This is a genomic window from Nonomuraea cavernae (assembly GCF_014646355.1).
GTDB lineage: Bacteria > Actinomycetota > Actinomycetes > Streptosporangiales > Streptosporangiaceae > Nonomuraea > Nonomuraea cavernae.
Genome location: NZ_BMNH01000002.1, coordinates 185,997 through 200,592 on the forward strand (window position 1 = coordinate 185,997; position 14,596 = coordinate 200,592).

Below are 14,596 nucleotides of genomic sequence, written 5' to 3' on the forward strand. Positions count from 1 at the left end.
TCAACCGCCCAGCGCCTTTACTTTGTAGATTTCTGGGTCAGGCGGGACAGGACGCCGGGCAGGTCACCGTCGTGGACGACCGTCAGGCGCCTGGTCGCCCTCGTCACCGCCACGTACAGATCCTGGCCGCCCATCGGCGACTGACCGAGGATGCCCGCCGGGTCCACCACCAGCACCGCGTCGAACTCCAGGCCCTTGGCCTGCGTCACCGTCAGCGCCACCACGGCCGCGTCGAGGTCGTGCCCGGGAAACAACGCCGCCACCTCGGCGTGCCGCGCGTCCGAGGTGATCACGCCGACCTTGCCCTCCCCGACGGCCGCGAGCTCCTCCCGCACCAGCGCCGGCAGCTCGGCCACCCCGCCCCGCACGGCACGCGGCTGCGATTCGCCCTCCCGTACCGACTCAGGAGGCACCTGACCGGGATCCACCGCCCGCAGCACGTCGGCCGCCACCCGCATGATCTCCACCGGCGTGCGGTAGTTGACCAGCAGCCGCTCCTCCCGCCACCGGCCCGCCAGGTGCGGATCCAGCACCTCGCCCCACGACCGGGCGCCCGCCGCAGACCCCGTCTGCGCCAGATCGCCCACCACGGTCAGCGAACGCGCGGGCACCCGGCGCATGACCATCCGCCAGGCCATCGGCGACAGCTCCTGCGCCTCGTCCACGATCACGTGCCCGTACGCCCACGTGCGGTCGGCCGCCGCCCGGTCCGCGGTGGTCAGCTCGTCATCCGGGCCGGCATGGCGGGCCGCCAGCCGGTCGGCCTCGCCGAAGATGCCTTCCTCCAGCAGCCCGGTCGTCTCCAGCACCTCTCGCGCGAAGAGCTCCCGCTCCTCCCACTCGGCCCGCGCCCGCCTGGTCGCCGCACGATGGGCCGAGTCGTCCTCGCCCAGCAGCTCGGCCGCCTCGTCCAGCAGCGGCACGTCACCCACCGTCCAGCCGGCGTCCGCCGGCCGTACCAGGGCCCGCCAGTCCAGGCCCGGAGGCGAGACCTGCCGGAGCGCCTCGGGCGCGGCCAGCAGCTCGCCGACCAGCCGGTGCGGCGTCAGCTCCGGCCACAGCCCGTCGACCGCCCGCCGCACCTCCGTCAGCTCCCACAGGCGGCGGCTCGCCAGCTCGATGTCCAGCTCGTCCAGGTCGCCCTCGAGGTCGAGCGGCTCGGCCAGCTCGGGGTCCTCCAGCTCCACCTCCTCCAGCCGCAGCGCCGCCTCCAGGGCCCGCGCCTCGGCCAGGGCCAGCTCCTTGAGCAGCTCGGTGACGTACAGCTTGCGCGCCATGTTGTGCCTCAGCCGCACCGCCCGAGCCCGCTCGCGCAGCCGCGCGCACGTCTCGTGCGGCACCCGCAGGACCAGGCCGTCGAGCTCCACCTCCAGATCGCCGGCCGGCACCCGCTGGCGCTCCCGCACCGCCCCCGCCATCACCTCGGCCATCCGCGGATCGCCCTTGACCACGGCGGTACGCGGCTCGTCGACGGCCGTCGCCCGCACCCCCGGGAACAGCTCGCCCACCGTCGACATCACCACCTGCGTCTCCCCCAGCGCCGGCAGCACCTGGCCGATGTAGCGCAGGAACATCGCGTTCGGCCCCACCACCAGCACGCCGCGCCGCTCCAGCGTGTCGCGGTGGGTGTAGAGCAGGTACGCGGCCCGGTGCAGCGCCGCCACCGTCTTGCCGGTGCCGGGGCCGCCCTGCACCACCAGCGCCCCCTGCCACGAGGCCCGGATCACCCGGTCCTGCTCGGTCTGGATGGTGGCCACCACGTCGCCCATCCGTCCGGTGCGGCCGCGCCGCAGCGCCGCCAGCAGCGCCGCCTCCCCCACCAGCGTGCGCCGGTCGCCGTCGCTCATCCGCTCCAGGTCGAACACCTCGTCGTCCAGCCCCACCACCGCGCGGTCACGCAGATGCAGGTGGCGGCGGCGCACCAGCCCGCCCGGATCGCCCGCCGTGGCGACGTAGAACGGGCGGGCGGCCGGCGCCCGCCAGTCGATCAGCACCGACTCGTACTCGTCGTCGCGCAGCCCGATCCGCCCGATGTAGACGGTCTGACCCGCCGCGTCGTCGACGCGGCCGAAGCACAGGCCGCGCTCGACGGCGTTGAGCTGCGCCAGCCGGCGGGCCTGCTCACCCGCCGCCGCGTCGCGCTCCAGCCTGGCCTGGCGCGTGCCGCCCGCTCCGCCGCCGCCGTGCGCGCGGGCCAGCGCCGCCTCGGCCCGTGACCGCGCCAGGTCGAGCCGGCCGTAGAGCATCGACACGGTCTCCTGCTCGACGTCAAGGGCCTCGGCCAGAACTTCTTGACGATTAGTCATTAGGTGATATACTCCTAACGGGTGACGTGTGGAAGCTCTTTGATTTGCGTCCAAGCAGAAGAGCTTACTCCTTTCGCGCGCCGCCGGGCAAGCCTCGGCCCGTGAGCCCGTCCCGGCATGAGGAGGCGCTCATACCGGGGAGCGTCGTCCGGCATTGGCGCCAGGGTCCGCATGCCGCGATAGTCGGCTTCATGCGCTCCCGCCTGACCATCGCACTCGTCGGCGACCACGACCCTGCATTCCCTCCGCACATCGCCACGGAGGACGCCCTGCGCCACGCCGCCGAACACCTCGGCGTCCGCGTGGACGCCCGCTGGGTGCCGACTCTCCCCCTGGAGACCGACCTCTCCCCCGTACGGTCCGCCGACGCCGTCTGGTGCGTCCCCGGCAGCCCGTACCAGAGCCTCGACGGGGCGGTGCGCGCGCTGCGGCACGCCCGCGAGCACGGCCTGCCCACGCTGGGCACGTGCGGCGGCTGCCAGCACATGGTGATCGAGTACGCGCGCGGCGTGCTGGGCTTCGCCGACGCCCAGCACGCCGAGTACGACCCCTACGCCTCGCGCCTGTTCGTCACCGAGCTCGCCTGCTCGCTCAAGGGCGCCACCATGCCGGTCGCGCTCGTGCCCGGCTCCACCGCCGCCACCCTGTACGGCGAGAACACGACCGAGGAGCAGTACTACTGCGACTTCGGCCTCAACCCCGAGTACCAGCGGGCCCTGCACGACGGCGGCCTGCGGGTGAGCGGCACCGACGCCGACGGCGAGGCCCGCGTCCTCGAACTGCCCGGCCACCCCTTCTACCTGGCCACGCTGTTCGTCCCCCAGGCCCGCTCGCTGCCCGGCAGGCCGCACCCGCTGATCACCGGCTTCCTGCGGGCGGCACTCGCCCGATGACGTTCAGCCAGCTCCGCGTCCTGGTGGCGGTCGCCCGCACCGGCAACATGACCCGCGCCGCCGCCGAGCTCGCCACCACCCAGTCGGCGGTGAGCCACGCCCTGCGCCTGCTGGAGGGCGAACTCGGCCTGACCCTGTTCACCAGGAACACCCACGGAGTGACGCCCACCGACGCCGGTCGCGCCGTCACCCGCCGGGCCGTGCTCGTCCTGGCGCAGCTCGACGCCCTCGAACAGGAGGCGGCCACCGCTCGCGGCGAGTCCCTGGGCCGGCTGCGCGTCGGTGTCATCCCCAGCGCGAACGCCTCGCTGCTACCGCGCGTGCTGCGCGCCTTCACCACCGCCCACCCCGGCGCCCCCCTGACCGTCCTGGAGGGCTCGGACGAGGAGGTGCTGGACTGGCTGGCGACCGGCGCGGTCGACGTGGCCACCCTCACCACCGCCGCACCGGGGGCGGCCACCACGCCGTTCGCCCGCGACCGGATGCTCGCCATCCTGCCCGCCGCCCACCGGCTGAGCTCCCGGCCCTCCGTCGCGGTGACCGACCTGGCGCGTCACCCGTTCATCATGTCCACGGGCGGGTGCGAGCCGCTGATCACCGACCTCGTACGGCGGGCCGGCGCGTCCCTGCGCTGCCACTACCGGGTCCGCGACACCGGCAGCATCCTCGCCATGGTCGCCGAGGACCTCGGTGTGTCGATCGTCCCCGAGCTGGCCCTGCCCGCCCGGACCACGGGCGTCTGCGCGATCCCCCTCGAACCGGAGGAGACCCGGACCATCCTGCTCGGCCTGCCGGAGGCCGGGGCGGCCTCGCCCATGGCCACCGCCTTCGCCGCCCTCGCCCTGGAGCAGGTGCCTCCCGCCCACCGCTGCCACGGAGATCGGCCGTAGTGGATGGTGAACCGTGGCTTGACGAACCCCCCTTACCTGATACACGCTATTCCCACTCGACATAGTAGGAAAAGAAGGAAAGGTGGACCCGTGCGCGCGCTCGTCCTGCTCGGTCTGGTCGGCTTCGCCGCCCAGCTCGTCGACGGCAGCCTAGGCATGGCCTACGGCGTGACGTCCACGACCCTCCTGCTGGCCATCGGCACCAACCCGGCCGCCGCGTCGGCCACCGTCCACCTCGCCGAGATCGGCACCACCCTCGCCTCCGGCGTCTCCCACTGGCGCTTCGACAACATCGACTGGAAAGTCGTCGCCAAGATCGGCATCCCCGGAGCCGTCGGCGCCTTCGCCGGAGCCACCTTCCTGTCCAGCCTCTCCACCGACGTGGCCGCCCCGGTCATGTCGCTCATCCTGCTGACGCTCGGGATCTACATCCTCATCCGTTTCACCGCCTTCGGCCTGCCCAAGGGCAACCTGGGCAAGCCGCTGCGCAAGCGCTTCCTCGGCCCGCTGGGCCTGGTCGCCGGCTTCGTCGACGCCACCGGAGGCGGCGGCTGGGGCCCCGTCGGCACGCCCGCCATCCTGGCCAGCGGCCGCCTGGCGCCCCGCAAGGTCATCGGCTCGATCGACGCCAGCGAGTTCCTCGTCGCCATCGCCGCCAGCGTCGGCTTCTTCGTCGGCATCGGCTCGGAGAACATCGACTTCTCCTGGGTCGCCGTCCTGCTCCTCGGCGGCGTCATCGCCGCGCCCATCGCCGCCTGGCTCGTGCGCCACATCCCGCCGCGCATCCTCGGCTCCGCCGTGGGCGGCGTCATCATCCTGACCAACGTCCGCACCCTGCTGCGCTCCGACTGGATCGACGCCCCCGGCAACGTGCAGACCATCGCCTACATCACCATCGCCGTCATCTGGGCCGGCGCGATCGCCATCTCGGTCCGCGCCTACCGCCGCGCCAAGGCCGAGGAGTCCGTCGAGGCGGTCGAGGCCGAGCTGCGAGCCCGCCGCGGCGAGGAGGAGACGACGTCCGCATCCTGAAGCCGCCCGTGAACGCACGTCACCCGGTCCCGGCCGCCCCGAGCAGCCGGGACCGGCCTCGTCGGAACACCCGGCCGGGACGCCACCCCATCCGTCCCGCGGCGACCGGCCCCGCCGCCCCTCCGTCCCGGCGCCGGCCCGCCACATGATGCGCATCTCCGCCCGTACGCACTACGCCCTGCGGGCCATGGTGGTGCTCGCCGCCACCGACGGCCCCGTACGCGCCGAACACATCTCGGCCAGCCAGGACATCCCCCGCCGCTTCTGCGACGACATCCTGCTCCAGCTCCGCCGCTCCGGACTGATCAACAGCCAGCGCGGCCCCGACGGGGGCTACTGGCTGGCCCGCCCGGCGGAGAAGATCTCGCTGGCCGACGTGATCCGCGTGACCGAGGGCGTCGAGACCGGCGTGGGCCACTTCCCCGGCGTCGCCCGCCCGCTCGCCGAGGTGTGGGACGAGATCCGCCAGCACGAGAACGCCCTGCTCAGCGAGATCACCCTGGCCCACATCGTCGCCACCGCCACCGACCCCTCACCGACCGACCTTGGACCTAACCGACGCCGGACCCGGCTGACGCCGGACCCGGCTGACCCCGCACGCGCACGGGGCCGCGCCTGCCCCACCTGCGCCACGCGCGCCCACGGGCGGCCCATGCCGGGCGGCACGGAGCCCATGGGCTGATCCGGCCGAACGCGGCGCGGATCACGCCTGCTAGCTTGGCGAGCCGTGTCTGCCTATCTTCGCGAACTCTTCTCCCTCCACGGCCGCCGCGCCCTGGTGACCGGCGGCAGCTCGGGCATCGGCTACGCCATCGCCGAGGCGATCGGCCGCGCGGGCGCCGACGTGGTGATCGTCGCCCGCCGGCCGGGCGAGCTCGACCAGGCCACCGAACGGCTGCGCCGCCATGGCGTGACCGCCTCCAGCATCAGCGCCGACCTGGGCCGGCGCGACGCCGTCAAGCATGTCTGCGAGGTCGCCGGCGAGATCGACATCCTGGTCAACGACGCCGCCAACAACATCCGCAAACCCATGGCCGAGCTCACCGAGGACGACTACGAGCAGACCGTCGCCGTCAACCTGACCGCGCCCTACCTGCTCGGCCAGCACTTCGGGCCGCGCATGGCCGAACGCGGCTGGGGCCGCATCATCAACCTAGGCTCGCAGCAGAGCGTCAGCGCCTTCGGCGACAGCGGCGTCTACGGGGTGTCCAAGGCCGCCGTCGCCGGGCTGACCCGCTCGCAGGCGGAGGCCTGGTCGGCGCGGGGCGTCTGCGTGAACACGATCATCCCCGGGTTCATCCTGACCCCGCTCACCGAAGCGGCCCAGGCGGTGCCGGGACGCGTCGAGCAACTGGCCGCCCGCCACATGAGCGGCCGCAACGGCGTGCCCGCCGATTTCGCCGGCGCCGCGGTGTTCCTGGCCGGCGATGCCTCCGCGTTCGTCACCGGCCAGATGTTGTTCGTCGACGGAGGTTTTTTCGTGCACTAGAACGTGCTCGAACGGCCTACCGGACGTGTTCGAACCGCCGACTGCCTTTACAATGTAGATTACTTACGGCGGACCTGCCGGACCTCCGCTCCCTCGTGACACGCGTCGATGACCACCCGTTCGTCGCCCTGCACGTGGGTCCACACCACCTCGGACAGCTCGACCCTGAACAGGTGCGCGTCGCTGTCCGGCAGGTCGAACGAGGCCAGCAGCTCCCCGTCGGTGACCTCCACCGCGCGCCCGGCCAGCTTGACGTCGCCCCTCCAGGCCGACAAGTCGCCCTCGCCGGGGTCGGCGGAGGTGACGTGCAGCGCCATCCGCGGGTCGCGCCGCAGGTCGAGGGCCTTGACCGACCGCGGCATCGACCCCATCCACAGATCGCCGTCGCGGAACTGCGACTCGGTGCCGCTCACCCGCGGCGACCCGTCCTTGCGCAGGGTGGCCAGCACCTTGTGCTGGTGATCGTCCATCAGCGCCCGCGCGATCTTCGCCAGCTCCGGCGCCTGCCGCTCGCATTCGTGCCACGAAACCATGGTCGTCATCCTGTCCTCCGCCACCGACAGAAACCGGGCCCCCGCCCTTCACAAAGGAGACCACGGGCCTGCCGGCGCTGGGCGGACGTCGCTCCGACCACGACGGCTCTCCTGGGCGGCGCTGAGATCGACGCCGCTAAGATCGACGGCACCTGACCGCCGAGCTCGCCCGCCGGTCCCCCACCCGACAGGAAGACCCCGAACAGGAAGCCCATGGACGACGCGAGACTGGAGGCGCTCGCCCGGGAGCTCACCGGGATCCCCTCGGTGGTGGCCGTGGTGCTCGGCGGAAGCCGGGCACGCGGCACGCACCGCCCCGACTCCGACTACGACCTCGGGCTCTACTACCGCGGCGAGCTCGACGTCGCGGCACTCCGGGCCGTGGCCGTGCGGCACGCGGGCGACCAGGCGGAGCTGACGGAGCCATGCGGCTGGGGGCCCTGGGTCGACGGCGGCGGCTGGCTGACCGTCGACGGCGCCCGGGTCGACTGGATCTACCGCGACCTCGACCGCGTCCACCGGGTCTGGGACGACTGCCGGGCGGGCCGCTACGAGATCGGCGTCCAGGCCGGACACCCCCTGGGCTTCTACTCCCACGCCTACGCCGGCGAGGTGGCGCTCTGCCGGGTGCTCGCCGACCCCGGCGGGGGGCTCACCGAGCTGCGCGAGCGCATGCGGGCCTACCCGGCCGCGCTGGGCGAAGCGCTCGTGCGTGGGTTGTGGGAGGCGCACTTCTCCGTACGCCTGGCCTCGTACGGGGCCTCGGGCCGGGACCCCGTGTACGCCGCCGGCTGCCTCTTCCGGGCCGTCGGCGTGGCCTGCCAGGCCCTGCACGGTCACGCGGGCCGCTGGCTGGTCAACGAGAAGGGCATGGTGGCCTCGGCCGGGCGGCTGCCCGGCGCCCCGCGCGACTTCGCGGCCCGCGCCGGAGAGGTGCTCGGCCGGGTCGGCGGCTCCGCGGAGGAGATCGGGCAGGCCGTGGCGGCGGCGGACGCCCTGATGGAGGACGTGCGGCGGTCCATAACTCCGTAATAGGGATTTTTTGGTATCTAGGGCGAAATTTGCCCAGCGGTTAACTTGACAGCACCCCCCACAAAGGAGCGCACATGTCGAGTAAGCGCTGGGCACTGGCAGGCGCCACCATCGTGGCCGTCTGCCTGGCCACCCCCCTCAGCCCCGCCGCCGCCTCCGAGCCTCCGTCCCAGTCCGCCGACACGGCGCCGCCCACCATGGTGGACGCCCTCGAACGCGACCTGGGGCTGTCCGAGCAGCAGGCCGTCACCCGCCTGGCCAACGAGCAGCGCGCCGCGGCGACCGAGGCCCGGCTGTCCACCGCCCTCGGCGCGTCCTACGGCGGCTCCTGGCTGAACGCCGACGCCTCCAAGCTCATGGTCGCCACCACCGACCCCGCCGCCGCACCCGGCATCGAGGCGCAGGGCGGCCAGCCGATCGTCGTCGCCCGCACGCTCACCCAGCTGAACACCGTCAAGGACCAGCTCGACCGGGCGCCGGAGCAGGCCAAGGCCGGCGCGGCCCTCTGGTACGCCGACGTGACCACCAACAGCGTCGTCATCCAGGCTCCCACGCAGCAGGCCGGCGACGCCCTGGCCGCCGCCGCGGGCGTGGACGGCAAGGCGGTCCGCGTGGTCGTCAGCGCCGAGAGCCCCCAGACGTACATCAACCTCATCGGCGGCGCCGCCTACTACATCGGCTCCAGCCGGTGCAGCATCGGCTTCTCCGTCACCCGTGGCAGCACCCCCGGCTTCGTCACCGCGGGCCACTGCCGCCTGGCCGGCTCCACGACCACCAACCCGTCCGGCACCTTCCAGGGCGCGTCGTTCCCGGGCAACGACTACGCGTGGGTGGCCACTCCGGGCCACACCCCGCAGCCGTGGGTACGCGGCTCCGGCGGCTCGACCGTGATCGTGCGCGGGTCCACGCAGGCCACCGTCGGCGCGTCGATCTGCCGCTCCGGCTCGACCACCGGCTGGCGCTGCGGCGTCATCCAGCAGCACAACGCCACCGTCAGGTATTCGCAGGGCACGGTGACCGGCCTCACCCGCACCAGCGCGTGCGCGCAGCCCGGTGACTCCGGCGGCTCGTTCATCTCCGGCAGCCAGGCCCAGGGCGTGACCTCGGGCGGATCGGGCAACTGCTCCATCGGCGGCACCACCTACCACCAGCCGGTCAACGAGATCCTCGGCGCGTACGGGCTCACCCTGCGTGTCGGTTGACCCGGCCCATCCCAGCCGCAGCGCGCCCGGCCACCTCCGGGCGCGCTGTGCCGCGTTCTCCGCGAACCCCGGCCGCGCCGGATCGCCGGTCGAGGAGTCGCAGGACGGTCGTGGCCCAGCGCAGGTTCGCCTGCTCGTAGGCACGCCCCCCCATCAGCGTCAGGTACGGCCCGACCCGCTCCGCCTCACGCAGGAACTCCTCCTCGTCGCGGCCCTGGAGCAGGTCGTCCCTGAGGCGGTCGTACAGGGCCAGCTTGACCCGTGACCGCTCCATTCGCTCGGTCAGGGCCTTCATGACCGCTTCCACGTCACCTGTGTCCACGGCCTGCAGCTTGACCAGGAGGTCGTCGCGCATCGCCGTGGGCCGGGCGGCCCGGGCGGTGAACGCGTGGAGTTCGTCACGCCCGGCGTCCGTGAGCGTGTAGACGCGCTTGTTCGGCCGGCGGGCCTGCTCGACGACGCGCCCGCTCACCAGGCCGGCGCTTTCGAGCTGCTCCAGCTCTCGGTAGACCTGCTGCGGTGTGGCCGACCAGAAGTTGGCGACCGACACGTCGAAGCGCTTGGCGAGCTGGTAGCCCGAGGCCTCGCCCTCCAGGAGAGCGGTGAGTGCCGCGTGGCGCAACGTCATCTGGTCAACCTCCCTTGTCCGTGGTTAGTATCCTACGCAGCTATTCAATTTGTTGACTATAGGGAGAGCGAGTCGATGCACCCCTTCCGCGCTGCCGTCGAGGCCCGCGACATGGCGGCGGCCGTCGCGCTGCTCGCCGATGACGTCGTCTTCCACAGCCCCGTCGTGTTCAAGCCGTACCGGGGGCGGGACACCGTCGCGCCGATCCTGCACGCGGTCCAGCGCGTCTTCGAGGACTTCCGGTACGTACGGGAGGTCGGCGCCGACGACGCCCCCGATCATGCGCTCGTCTTCCGCGCCCGCATCGGCGAGCGCGAGATCGAGGGCGTTGACCTGCTGCACCTCGCAGAGGGCGGCTCGGTGGCCGAGCTCACGGTGATGGTCCGCCCGCTGACGGCGGCGCAGGCGCCGGCGGAGGCGATGCGCGCCCAACTCACCGCCGGCAAGGGCGGCATCGGCGCATGAGAACGCCACGGCGAGCCCGCCCCCTGGAGCCCGAGATGCGCCCATCCCATGCCCCTCACCTGGACGAACACGCGATCTTCATCACGGCCGACCGCGACGACGTGTGGCGCGCGATGCTCGAAACGGTCGAGCGGATCTTCTCCCGGCCCCACGCGGCCGGCTACGCCAGGCTCGTCCGGTGCGCCGACCGCGCCGCCTCCGGGCCGCGGCCGCTGGCCGTGGGCTCGGCCGTCCCCGGGTTCCTGGTGACCGCCGCCGATCCGGGGATCGCGCTGGTGCTCGAAGGCCGTCACCGGTTCTCGTCCTATGCGCTGATCTTCCGTATGGAGCCGGCCGGTACGGGCAGGACGCGGCTGCGCGCAGAAACCCGCGCCGTCTTCCCCGGCGTGGCCGGAGGCGCCTACCGGCTGCTCCTCTTCGGGACGGGCGGACACGTGGCCGGCGTGCGGAGCCTGCTCCGCGCCATCGCGGCCCGATCCGGCACACCCGCCTGATCGCCACCGACCACGCGATCACGCCCGGCCCCCCTCCGGGCGCGCCGCGCCGCGTTCTCCGCGAACCGGCGCCGCCCCGAACGCCGTTCGCGAGGCCGGTCCGCCGCGCGGCAGGCCCGTCAGAGGGCCGTGGGCAGGACGGGACGGCCGCGGACGCCGGGGTCGGCGGCGAAGAGGGCGCCGGCGTCCGGCTGCCGCGAGCGGTCGACGCCGAGGCGCGAGGTGGTGATGAACAGCCGGTCGAGCCGCTCGCCGCCGAACGCGACGGCGGTGACCTTGGTGACGGGCAGCGGCACCACCGCGTCGAGCGCGCCTTCGGGGCTGTAGCGGTGCACGGCGCCGCCCTGCCACAGCGCGACCCACACCCCGCCCTCGGCATCGACGGTCAGCCCGTCGGGAGCGCCGCTGCCGGGGTCGACGACGGCGAACGGCCGGCGTCCGGTGAGCCCCCGCTCAGGGTCGTAGTCGAGCACGTCGACCCGCCCGGTGACCGTGTCGGCGTAGTAGGCCCGGCCGCCGTCGGGGCTGAAGTCGAAACCGTTGGAGATGGTCGCCCCGGAGAGCACCACGCGTAAGGAGCCGTCGGGCTCGACGACGTGCAGGGCGCCGCGTCCCGGGCTCTGGTCATAGGCCATGGTGCCGACGTAGAGGCGGCCGTCGGGGTCGCAGCCGCCCTCGTTCATCCGGATCGACGGGTCGCTCCACGCCTGGCCGAACGAGCGCAGCGGCGCGTCGAAGGCGTCGTCGTCGGAGACCAGGAGCTCGCGCTCGGCCGCGACCACGAACCCGCCGCCGGTGCGCGGCCTGATGATCGCGGCGACGGCGCCCACGTGCCGGCGCCGCACCGTGCCGTCTGCGCCGAGCTCCAGCAGGTCACCGGCCAGCATGTCGACCCATCGCAGCCCCGCCCAGCGGGCGGACCACACGGGCCCCTCCGCGTGCTGGGCGACGGGTCCGGTCACGGTGTGGGCGGCGATGGTCACGCCGGTCTCCTCTCCTCACGGCAACGTGGCAGTCGATTGTCACGCCCGGGCCCGGCCGAGCGCGAGCGTCGACGCGGAATCGAGGCGAAGCATGACGCGTTGTCCCAGGTGAGGGGCATGAGGAGGGGGCATGAAGATCAATTCGATCCAGGCCGGGCCGTGCCGCGTCACCCTGTCGCCGCACGGGGTCAGCTACACCTTCGGCATCCGCAAGCTCTATCTGACGACCACGCCCGACGGCCGCAAGCAGGTGAAGGTGCGGCTGCCCGGCGGCCTGAGGGTCGGCAAGACGTTCGGCAAGAGACGGTCACATGGTCATCACTGAATTTTGATAGATCGTCGCTTTTCCGGGTAGCTGGTGGTCCTCGCGATCTCAATGGAGGAAGAGCGATGGGCTGGAGCTACCGGAAGTCGTTCAGGAAGGGGCCGTTCCGGCTGAACCTGTCCCGTGGTGGTGTCGGACACAGCTGGGGCAACCGCCTGTTCAGGGTCACCCGCACCGCCGACGGCCGGCGCACCTTATCGGTCAACCTGCCGGGTGGGCTGCACTGGCGCAAGACGCTGAGCAGCCGTTCCCGGGGTTGATCTCCCGCTGTCCCTGGGGAGGAGGGCCGGAGGCGCGTCGCGCGTCTCCGGCCCTCCCCGTGTCAGGGGAGGCCGGCGCTCACATCTCCAGCCCGCCGTCGTGCAGCACCGGCCGCACCTCCACCACCCCGTACGGCGCCTCGGGCAGCTGGGAGCCGATCTCCACGGCCCGCTCGAAACTCTCGCAGTCGACGAGGAGGATCCCGGCGAGCCGCTCGTCCGCCTCAGGGGCGGCAGCCGCGCCCCCGTCCGCGGGCACCCGTCTGGCGAGCGAGGCGTCGGCCAGCGCCGCGGACACGACCAGTTCCCCGGACGCCACCACCTCGCCGGTGACCGCGGCATGCGCCCGCCAGCCCTCCACCAGCCGCTCGTCGGGCAGCTCACGCCAGATCCCACGGGTGACCTGGTTGCCGTAGATCAAGATCATGTACCTCACCTGTGCCTCCACCAGGGTGTCGCGACGCGCCTGTCACTCTCTGGTCGGCGCCGGCCGCCGGATCTCGACAGCCCGGCGGCGGCGGTCCGGCCCTTCGGGCGGCGTCCGCGGGTGCTCCGTTCAGGCCGGCGGGATGTTGTGGGTGCGGCCGAACAGGTTGCCCGGGTCCCAGGCCCGCTTGACCTCGGTCAGGCGCTCGTGGTCGGCCACGGTGTAGGCGTCGCGGGTCCTGGCGGTGTCGGTGAGGAAGTTCAGGAACGAGCCGCCGGTCGCGTGCGGGCGCAGGCCGGCGGCCAGGTCCCGGAGGCTGGAGAGGGCTGGGTCGCCGGGTCCGTCCGGCATCGCCGTGGCGATGACGGAGTACGGCACGTCGCGGTGGCCGACCGGTCCGGCGTCCGGCGCGGGCCGGGCCATCGCGCCGCCCCAGTGGCGCAGCTCCACCGCCGCGATGGGCGAGCCTGTCACGGCCAGGACGGTCTCGATCACGTCGTCGGGCACCTGGTGGAGTAGTTCCAGGTGCTGCCTGACGGCCATCGGCTGCGGCGCCGGGCCCCCGAAGGCCGTCGCCGCCTCTCCGAAGGTCATCGTGGCGAAACCGCCCGCCGTCACCGGTCCCGCCGCCTCCAGCAGCGGCGCGAGCAGGCGGCGGCCCTCGTCGGCCGGGCCCGCGTGACAGGCGCGGACGGCCAGGGCCCAGCCGTCCGGGCCGGGCGTCCGCATGAGGATGACCGAGGTGTTCAGCTCGTCCGGCTCGGCCGGGGCCCACTCGCGGTAGCGGGCCAGCGTGGCCGCGGCCCGGTCCACGGAGTGCAACGTCATGCCGGCGTAGACCTCGGCGACCGGGTGCAGCCGGAACTCCAGCGCGGTCACCACGCCGAAGTTGCCACCGCCGCCGCGCAGCGCCCAGAACAGCTCCGGGTGCTGCGCCGGACCGGCCGTGACCGTCTCGCCGCCGGCCGTCACGAGCTCGGCTCGCAGCAGGTTGTCGGCCGCGTACCCGTGCAGGCGGGACAGCCAGCCGGTGCCGCCGCCCAGCGTGTAGCCGGTCACGCCGATCGCGGGCGTGCCGGACAAGGGGGCGAGGCCGTACGGGGCGGCGGCCGCGATGACGTCGGACCAGAGCGCGCCGGGCTCGGCGCGCGCGGTGCGGCGCTCGGGGTCGACGTGGACGGCGGCCAGCCGCGACGTCTTGAGCAGCAGGCCGCCGTCGGCGGGCACGTGGGTGCCGTGGCCGGTGGCCTGGACGGCGAACGGCAGGCCGTGCTCACGGGCCGTCATGACGGCGGCCCGGACGTCGCGGACGTGCGCGGCCTCGGCCACGAGGGCCGGGTGCGGGTCGAGGGCGCGGTTCCAGGCGAGCCGTTCGGCGTCGTAGCGTTCGTCGCCCGGCAGGTGCAGGTTTCCGTCGAACGCGCCGCGCAGATGGCCGGCGGCGTCGGTGATCGCGGGTCCGGAGGTCGAGGGTGCGGAGGTCGAGGGTGCGGAGGTCGAGGGTGCGGAGGTCGAGGGTGCGGAGGTCGAGGGTGCGGAGGTCGAGGGTGCGGAGGTCGAGGGTGCGGAGGTCGTGGACATGAGGAGATCGTCGCCGCCGGAGGGGAGCGTGGTCGTCCTGCCCGCGAAGACATCTT

General features: G+C 73.3%; 17 protein-coding genes. 11 read left to right on the top strand and 6 right to left on the bottom strand.

What is annotated here, in order from left to right; all coding sequences use genetic code 11:
- Positions 1–17: 17 nt before the first annotated feature.
- Positions 18–2,306 carry a HelD family protein gene (locus tag IEY82_RS05100; RefSeq protein ID WP_189122797.1) on the bottom strand — a complete coding sequence of 763 codons (2,289 nt, stop codon included), beginning with the start codon at positions 2,304–2,306 and terminating at the stop codon, positions 18–20.
- Positions 2,307–2,497: 191 nt separating this feature from the next.
- Between IEY82_RS05100 and IEY82_RS05105 the strand changes: the two genes are divergently transcribed.
- The 5 genes from IEY82_RS05105 (at position 2,498) to IEY82_RS05125 (ending at position 6,610) form a co-directional block, all read left to right on the top strand.
- A complete protein-coding gene (locus IEY82_RS05105; protein WP_189122798.1) occupies positions 2,498–3,199 on the top strand; it encodes a CTP synthase C-terminal region-related (seleno)protein in 702 nt (233 codons plus the stop codon).
- Entirely contained in the window at positions 3,196–4,089 is an 894-nt protein-coding gene (locus tag IEY82_RS05110; protein ID WP_189122799.1) for a LysR family transcriptional regulator, read from the top strand. The genes IEY82_RS05105 and IEY82_RS05110 overlap by 4 nt, the downstream gene beginning before the upstream one ends.
- 90 nt (positions 4,090–4,179) lie before the next feature.
- A complete protein-coding gene (locus IEY82_RS05115) occupies positions 4,180–5,121 on the top strand; it encodes a sulfite exporter TauE/SafE family protein (protein ID WP_189122800.1) in 942 nt (313 codons plus the stop codon).
- 145 nt (positions 5,122–5,266) lie between these two features.
- On the top strand, positions 5,267–5,803 hold the full coding sequence (locus IEY82_RS05120; protein ID WP_225262274.1) for an RrF2 family transcriptional regulator: 537 nt from the start codon (positions 5,267–5,269) through the stop codon (positions 5,801–5,803).
- A gap of 45 nt (positions 5,804–5,848) precedes the next feature.
- Entirely contained in the window at positions 5,849–6,610 is a 762-nt protein-coding gene (locus IEY82_RS05125; protein WP_189122801.1) for an SDR family NAD(P)-dependent oxidoreductase, read from the top strand.
- Between the two features lie 59 nt (positions 6,611–6,669).
- Here IEY82_RS05125 and IEY82_RS05130 read toward each other — a convergent pair whose 3' ends face one another.
- Complete coding sequence (locus IEY82_RS05130; protein ID WP_225262271.1) at positions 6,670–7,152, bottom strand: pyridoxamine 5'-phosphate oxidase family protein; 483 nt, start codon at positions 7,150–7,152, stop codon at positions 6,670–6,672.
- A 204-nt stretch (positions 7,153–7,356) separates the two neighbouring features.
- On the opposite strand from IEY82_RS05130, the gene IEY82_RS05135 reads away from it, so the two are divergent.
- Both IEY82_RS05135 and IEY82_RS05140 read left to right on the top strand, forming a co-directional pair.
- Positions 7,357–8,175, top strand: a complete 819-nt coding sequence (locus IEY82_RS05135; RefSeq protein WP_189122802.1) for a nucleotidyltransferase domain-containing protein — start codon at positions 7,357–7,359, stop codon at positions 8,173–8,175.
- A 74-nt stretch (positions 8,176–8,249) separates the two neighbouring features.
- On the top strand, positions 8,250–9,377 hold the full coding sequence (locus IEY82_RS05140) for a S1 family peptidase (protein WP_189122803.1): 1,128 nt from the start codon (positions 8,250–8,252) through the stop codon (positions 9,375–9,377).
- On the opposite strand, the gene IEY82_RS05145 is transcribed toward IEY82_RS05140, so the two are convergent.
- Complete coding sequence (locus tag IEY82_RS05145; protein WP_189122804.1) at positions 9,358–10,005, bottom strand: PadR family transcriptional regulator; 648 nt, start codon at positions 10,003–10,005, stop codon at positions 9,358–9,360. The two genes, IEY82_RS05140 and IEY82_RS05145, sit on opposite strands and share 20 nt — an antisense overlap.
- Before the next feature lie 75 nt (positions 10,006–10,080).
- Here IEY82_RS05145 and IEY82_RS05150 point away from each other — a divergent pair, with 75 nt between their 5' ends.
- Positions 10,081–10,470, top strand: coding sequence for a nuclear transport factor 2 family protein (locus tag IEY82_RS05150; RefSeq protein ID WP_189122805.1), 390 nt, complete (start codon positions 10,081–10,083; stop codon positions 10,468–10,470).
- Between the two features lie 35 nt (positions 10,471–10,505).
- The gene (locus IEY82_RS05155; protein ID WP_189122806.1) at positions 10,506–10,964 is read left to right on the top strand and encodes a hypothetical protein; all 459 of its coding nucleotides are present in this window, start codon (positions 10,506–10,508) and stop codon (positions 10,962–10,964) included.
- A 119-nt stretch (positions 10,965–11,083) separates the two neighbouring features.
- Here IEY82_RS05155 and IEY82_RS05160 read toward each other — a convergent pair whose 3' ends face one another.
- Positions 11,084–11,947, bottom strand: a complete 864-nt coding sequence (locus IEY82_RS05160) for an SMP-30/gluconolactonase/LRE family protein (protein WP_189122807.1) — start codon at positions 11,945–11,947, stop codon at positions 11,084–11,086.
- A gap of 130 nt (positions 11,948–12,077) precedes the next feature.
- On the opposite strand from IEY82_RS05160, the gene IEY82_RS05165 reads away from it, so the two are divergent.
- Both IEY82_RS05165 and IEY82_RS05170 read left to right on the top strand, forming a co-directional pair.
- Positions 12,078–12,272, top strand: coding sequence for a DUF4236 domain-containing protein (locus IEY82_RS05165; RefSeq protein ID WP_189122808.1), 195 nt, complete (start codon positions 12,078–12,080; stop codon positions 12,270–12,272).
- A gap of 65 nt (positions 12,273–12,337) precedes the next feature.
- Entirely contained in the window at positions 12,338–12,532 is a 195-nt protein-coding gene (locus IEY82_RS05170) for a DUF4236 domain-containing protein (protein WP_189122809.1), read from the top strand.
- 79 nt (positions 12,533–12,611) lie between these two features.
- Here IEY82_RS05170 and IEY82_RS05175 read toward each other — a convergent pair whose 3' ends face one another.
- Both IEY82_RS05175 and IEY82_RS05180 read right to left on the bottom strand, forming a co-directional pair.
- The gene (locus tag IEY82_RS05175; RefSeq protein WP_225262269.1) at positions 12,612–12,959 is read right to left on the bottom strand and encodes a YciI family protein; all 348 of its coding nucleotides are present in this window, start codon (positions 12,957–12,959) and stop codon (positions 12,612–12,614) included.
- 129 nt (positions 12,960–13,088) lie between these two features.
- Entirely contained in the window at positions 13,089–14,540 is a 1,452-nt protein-coding gene (locus IEY82_RS05180; RefSeq protein ID WP_189122811.1) for an FAD-binding oxidoreductase, read from the bottom strand.
- Positions 14,541–14,596: the final 56 nt, after the last annotated feature.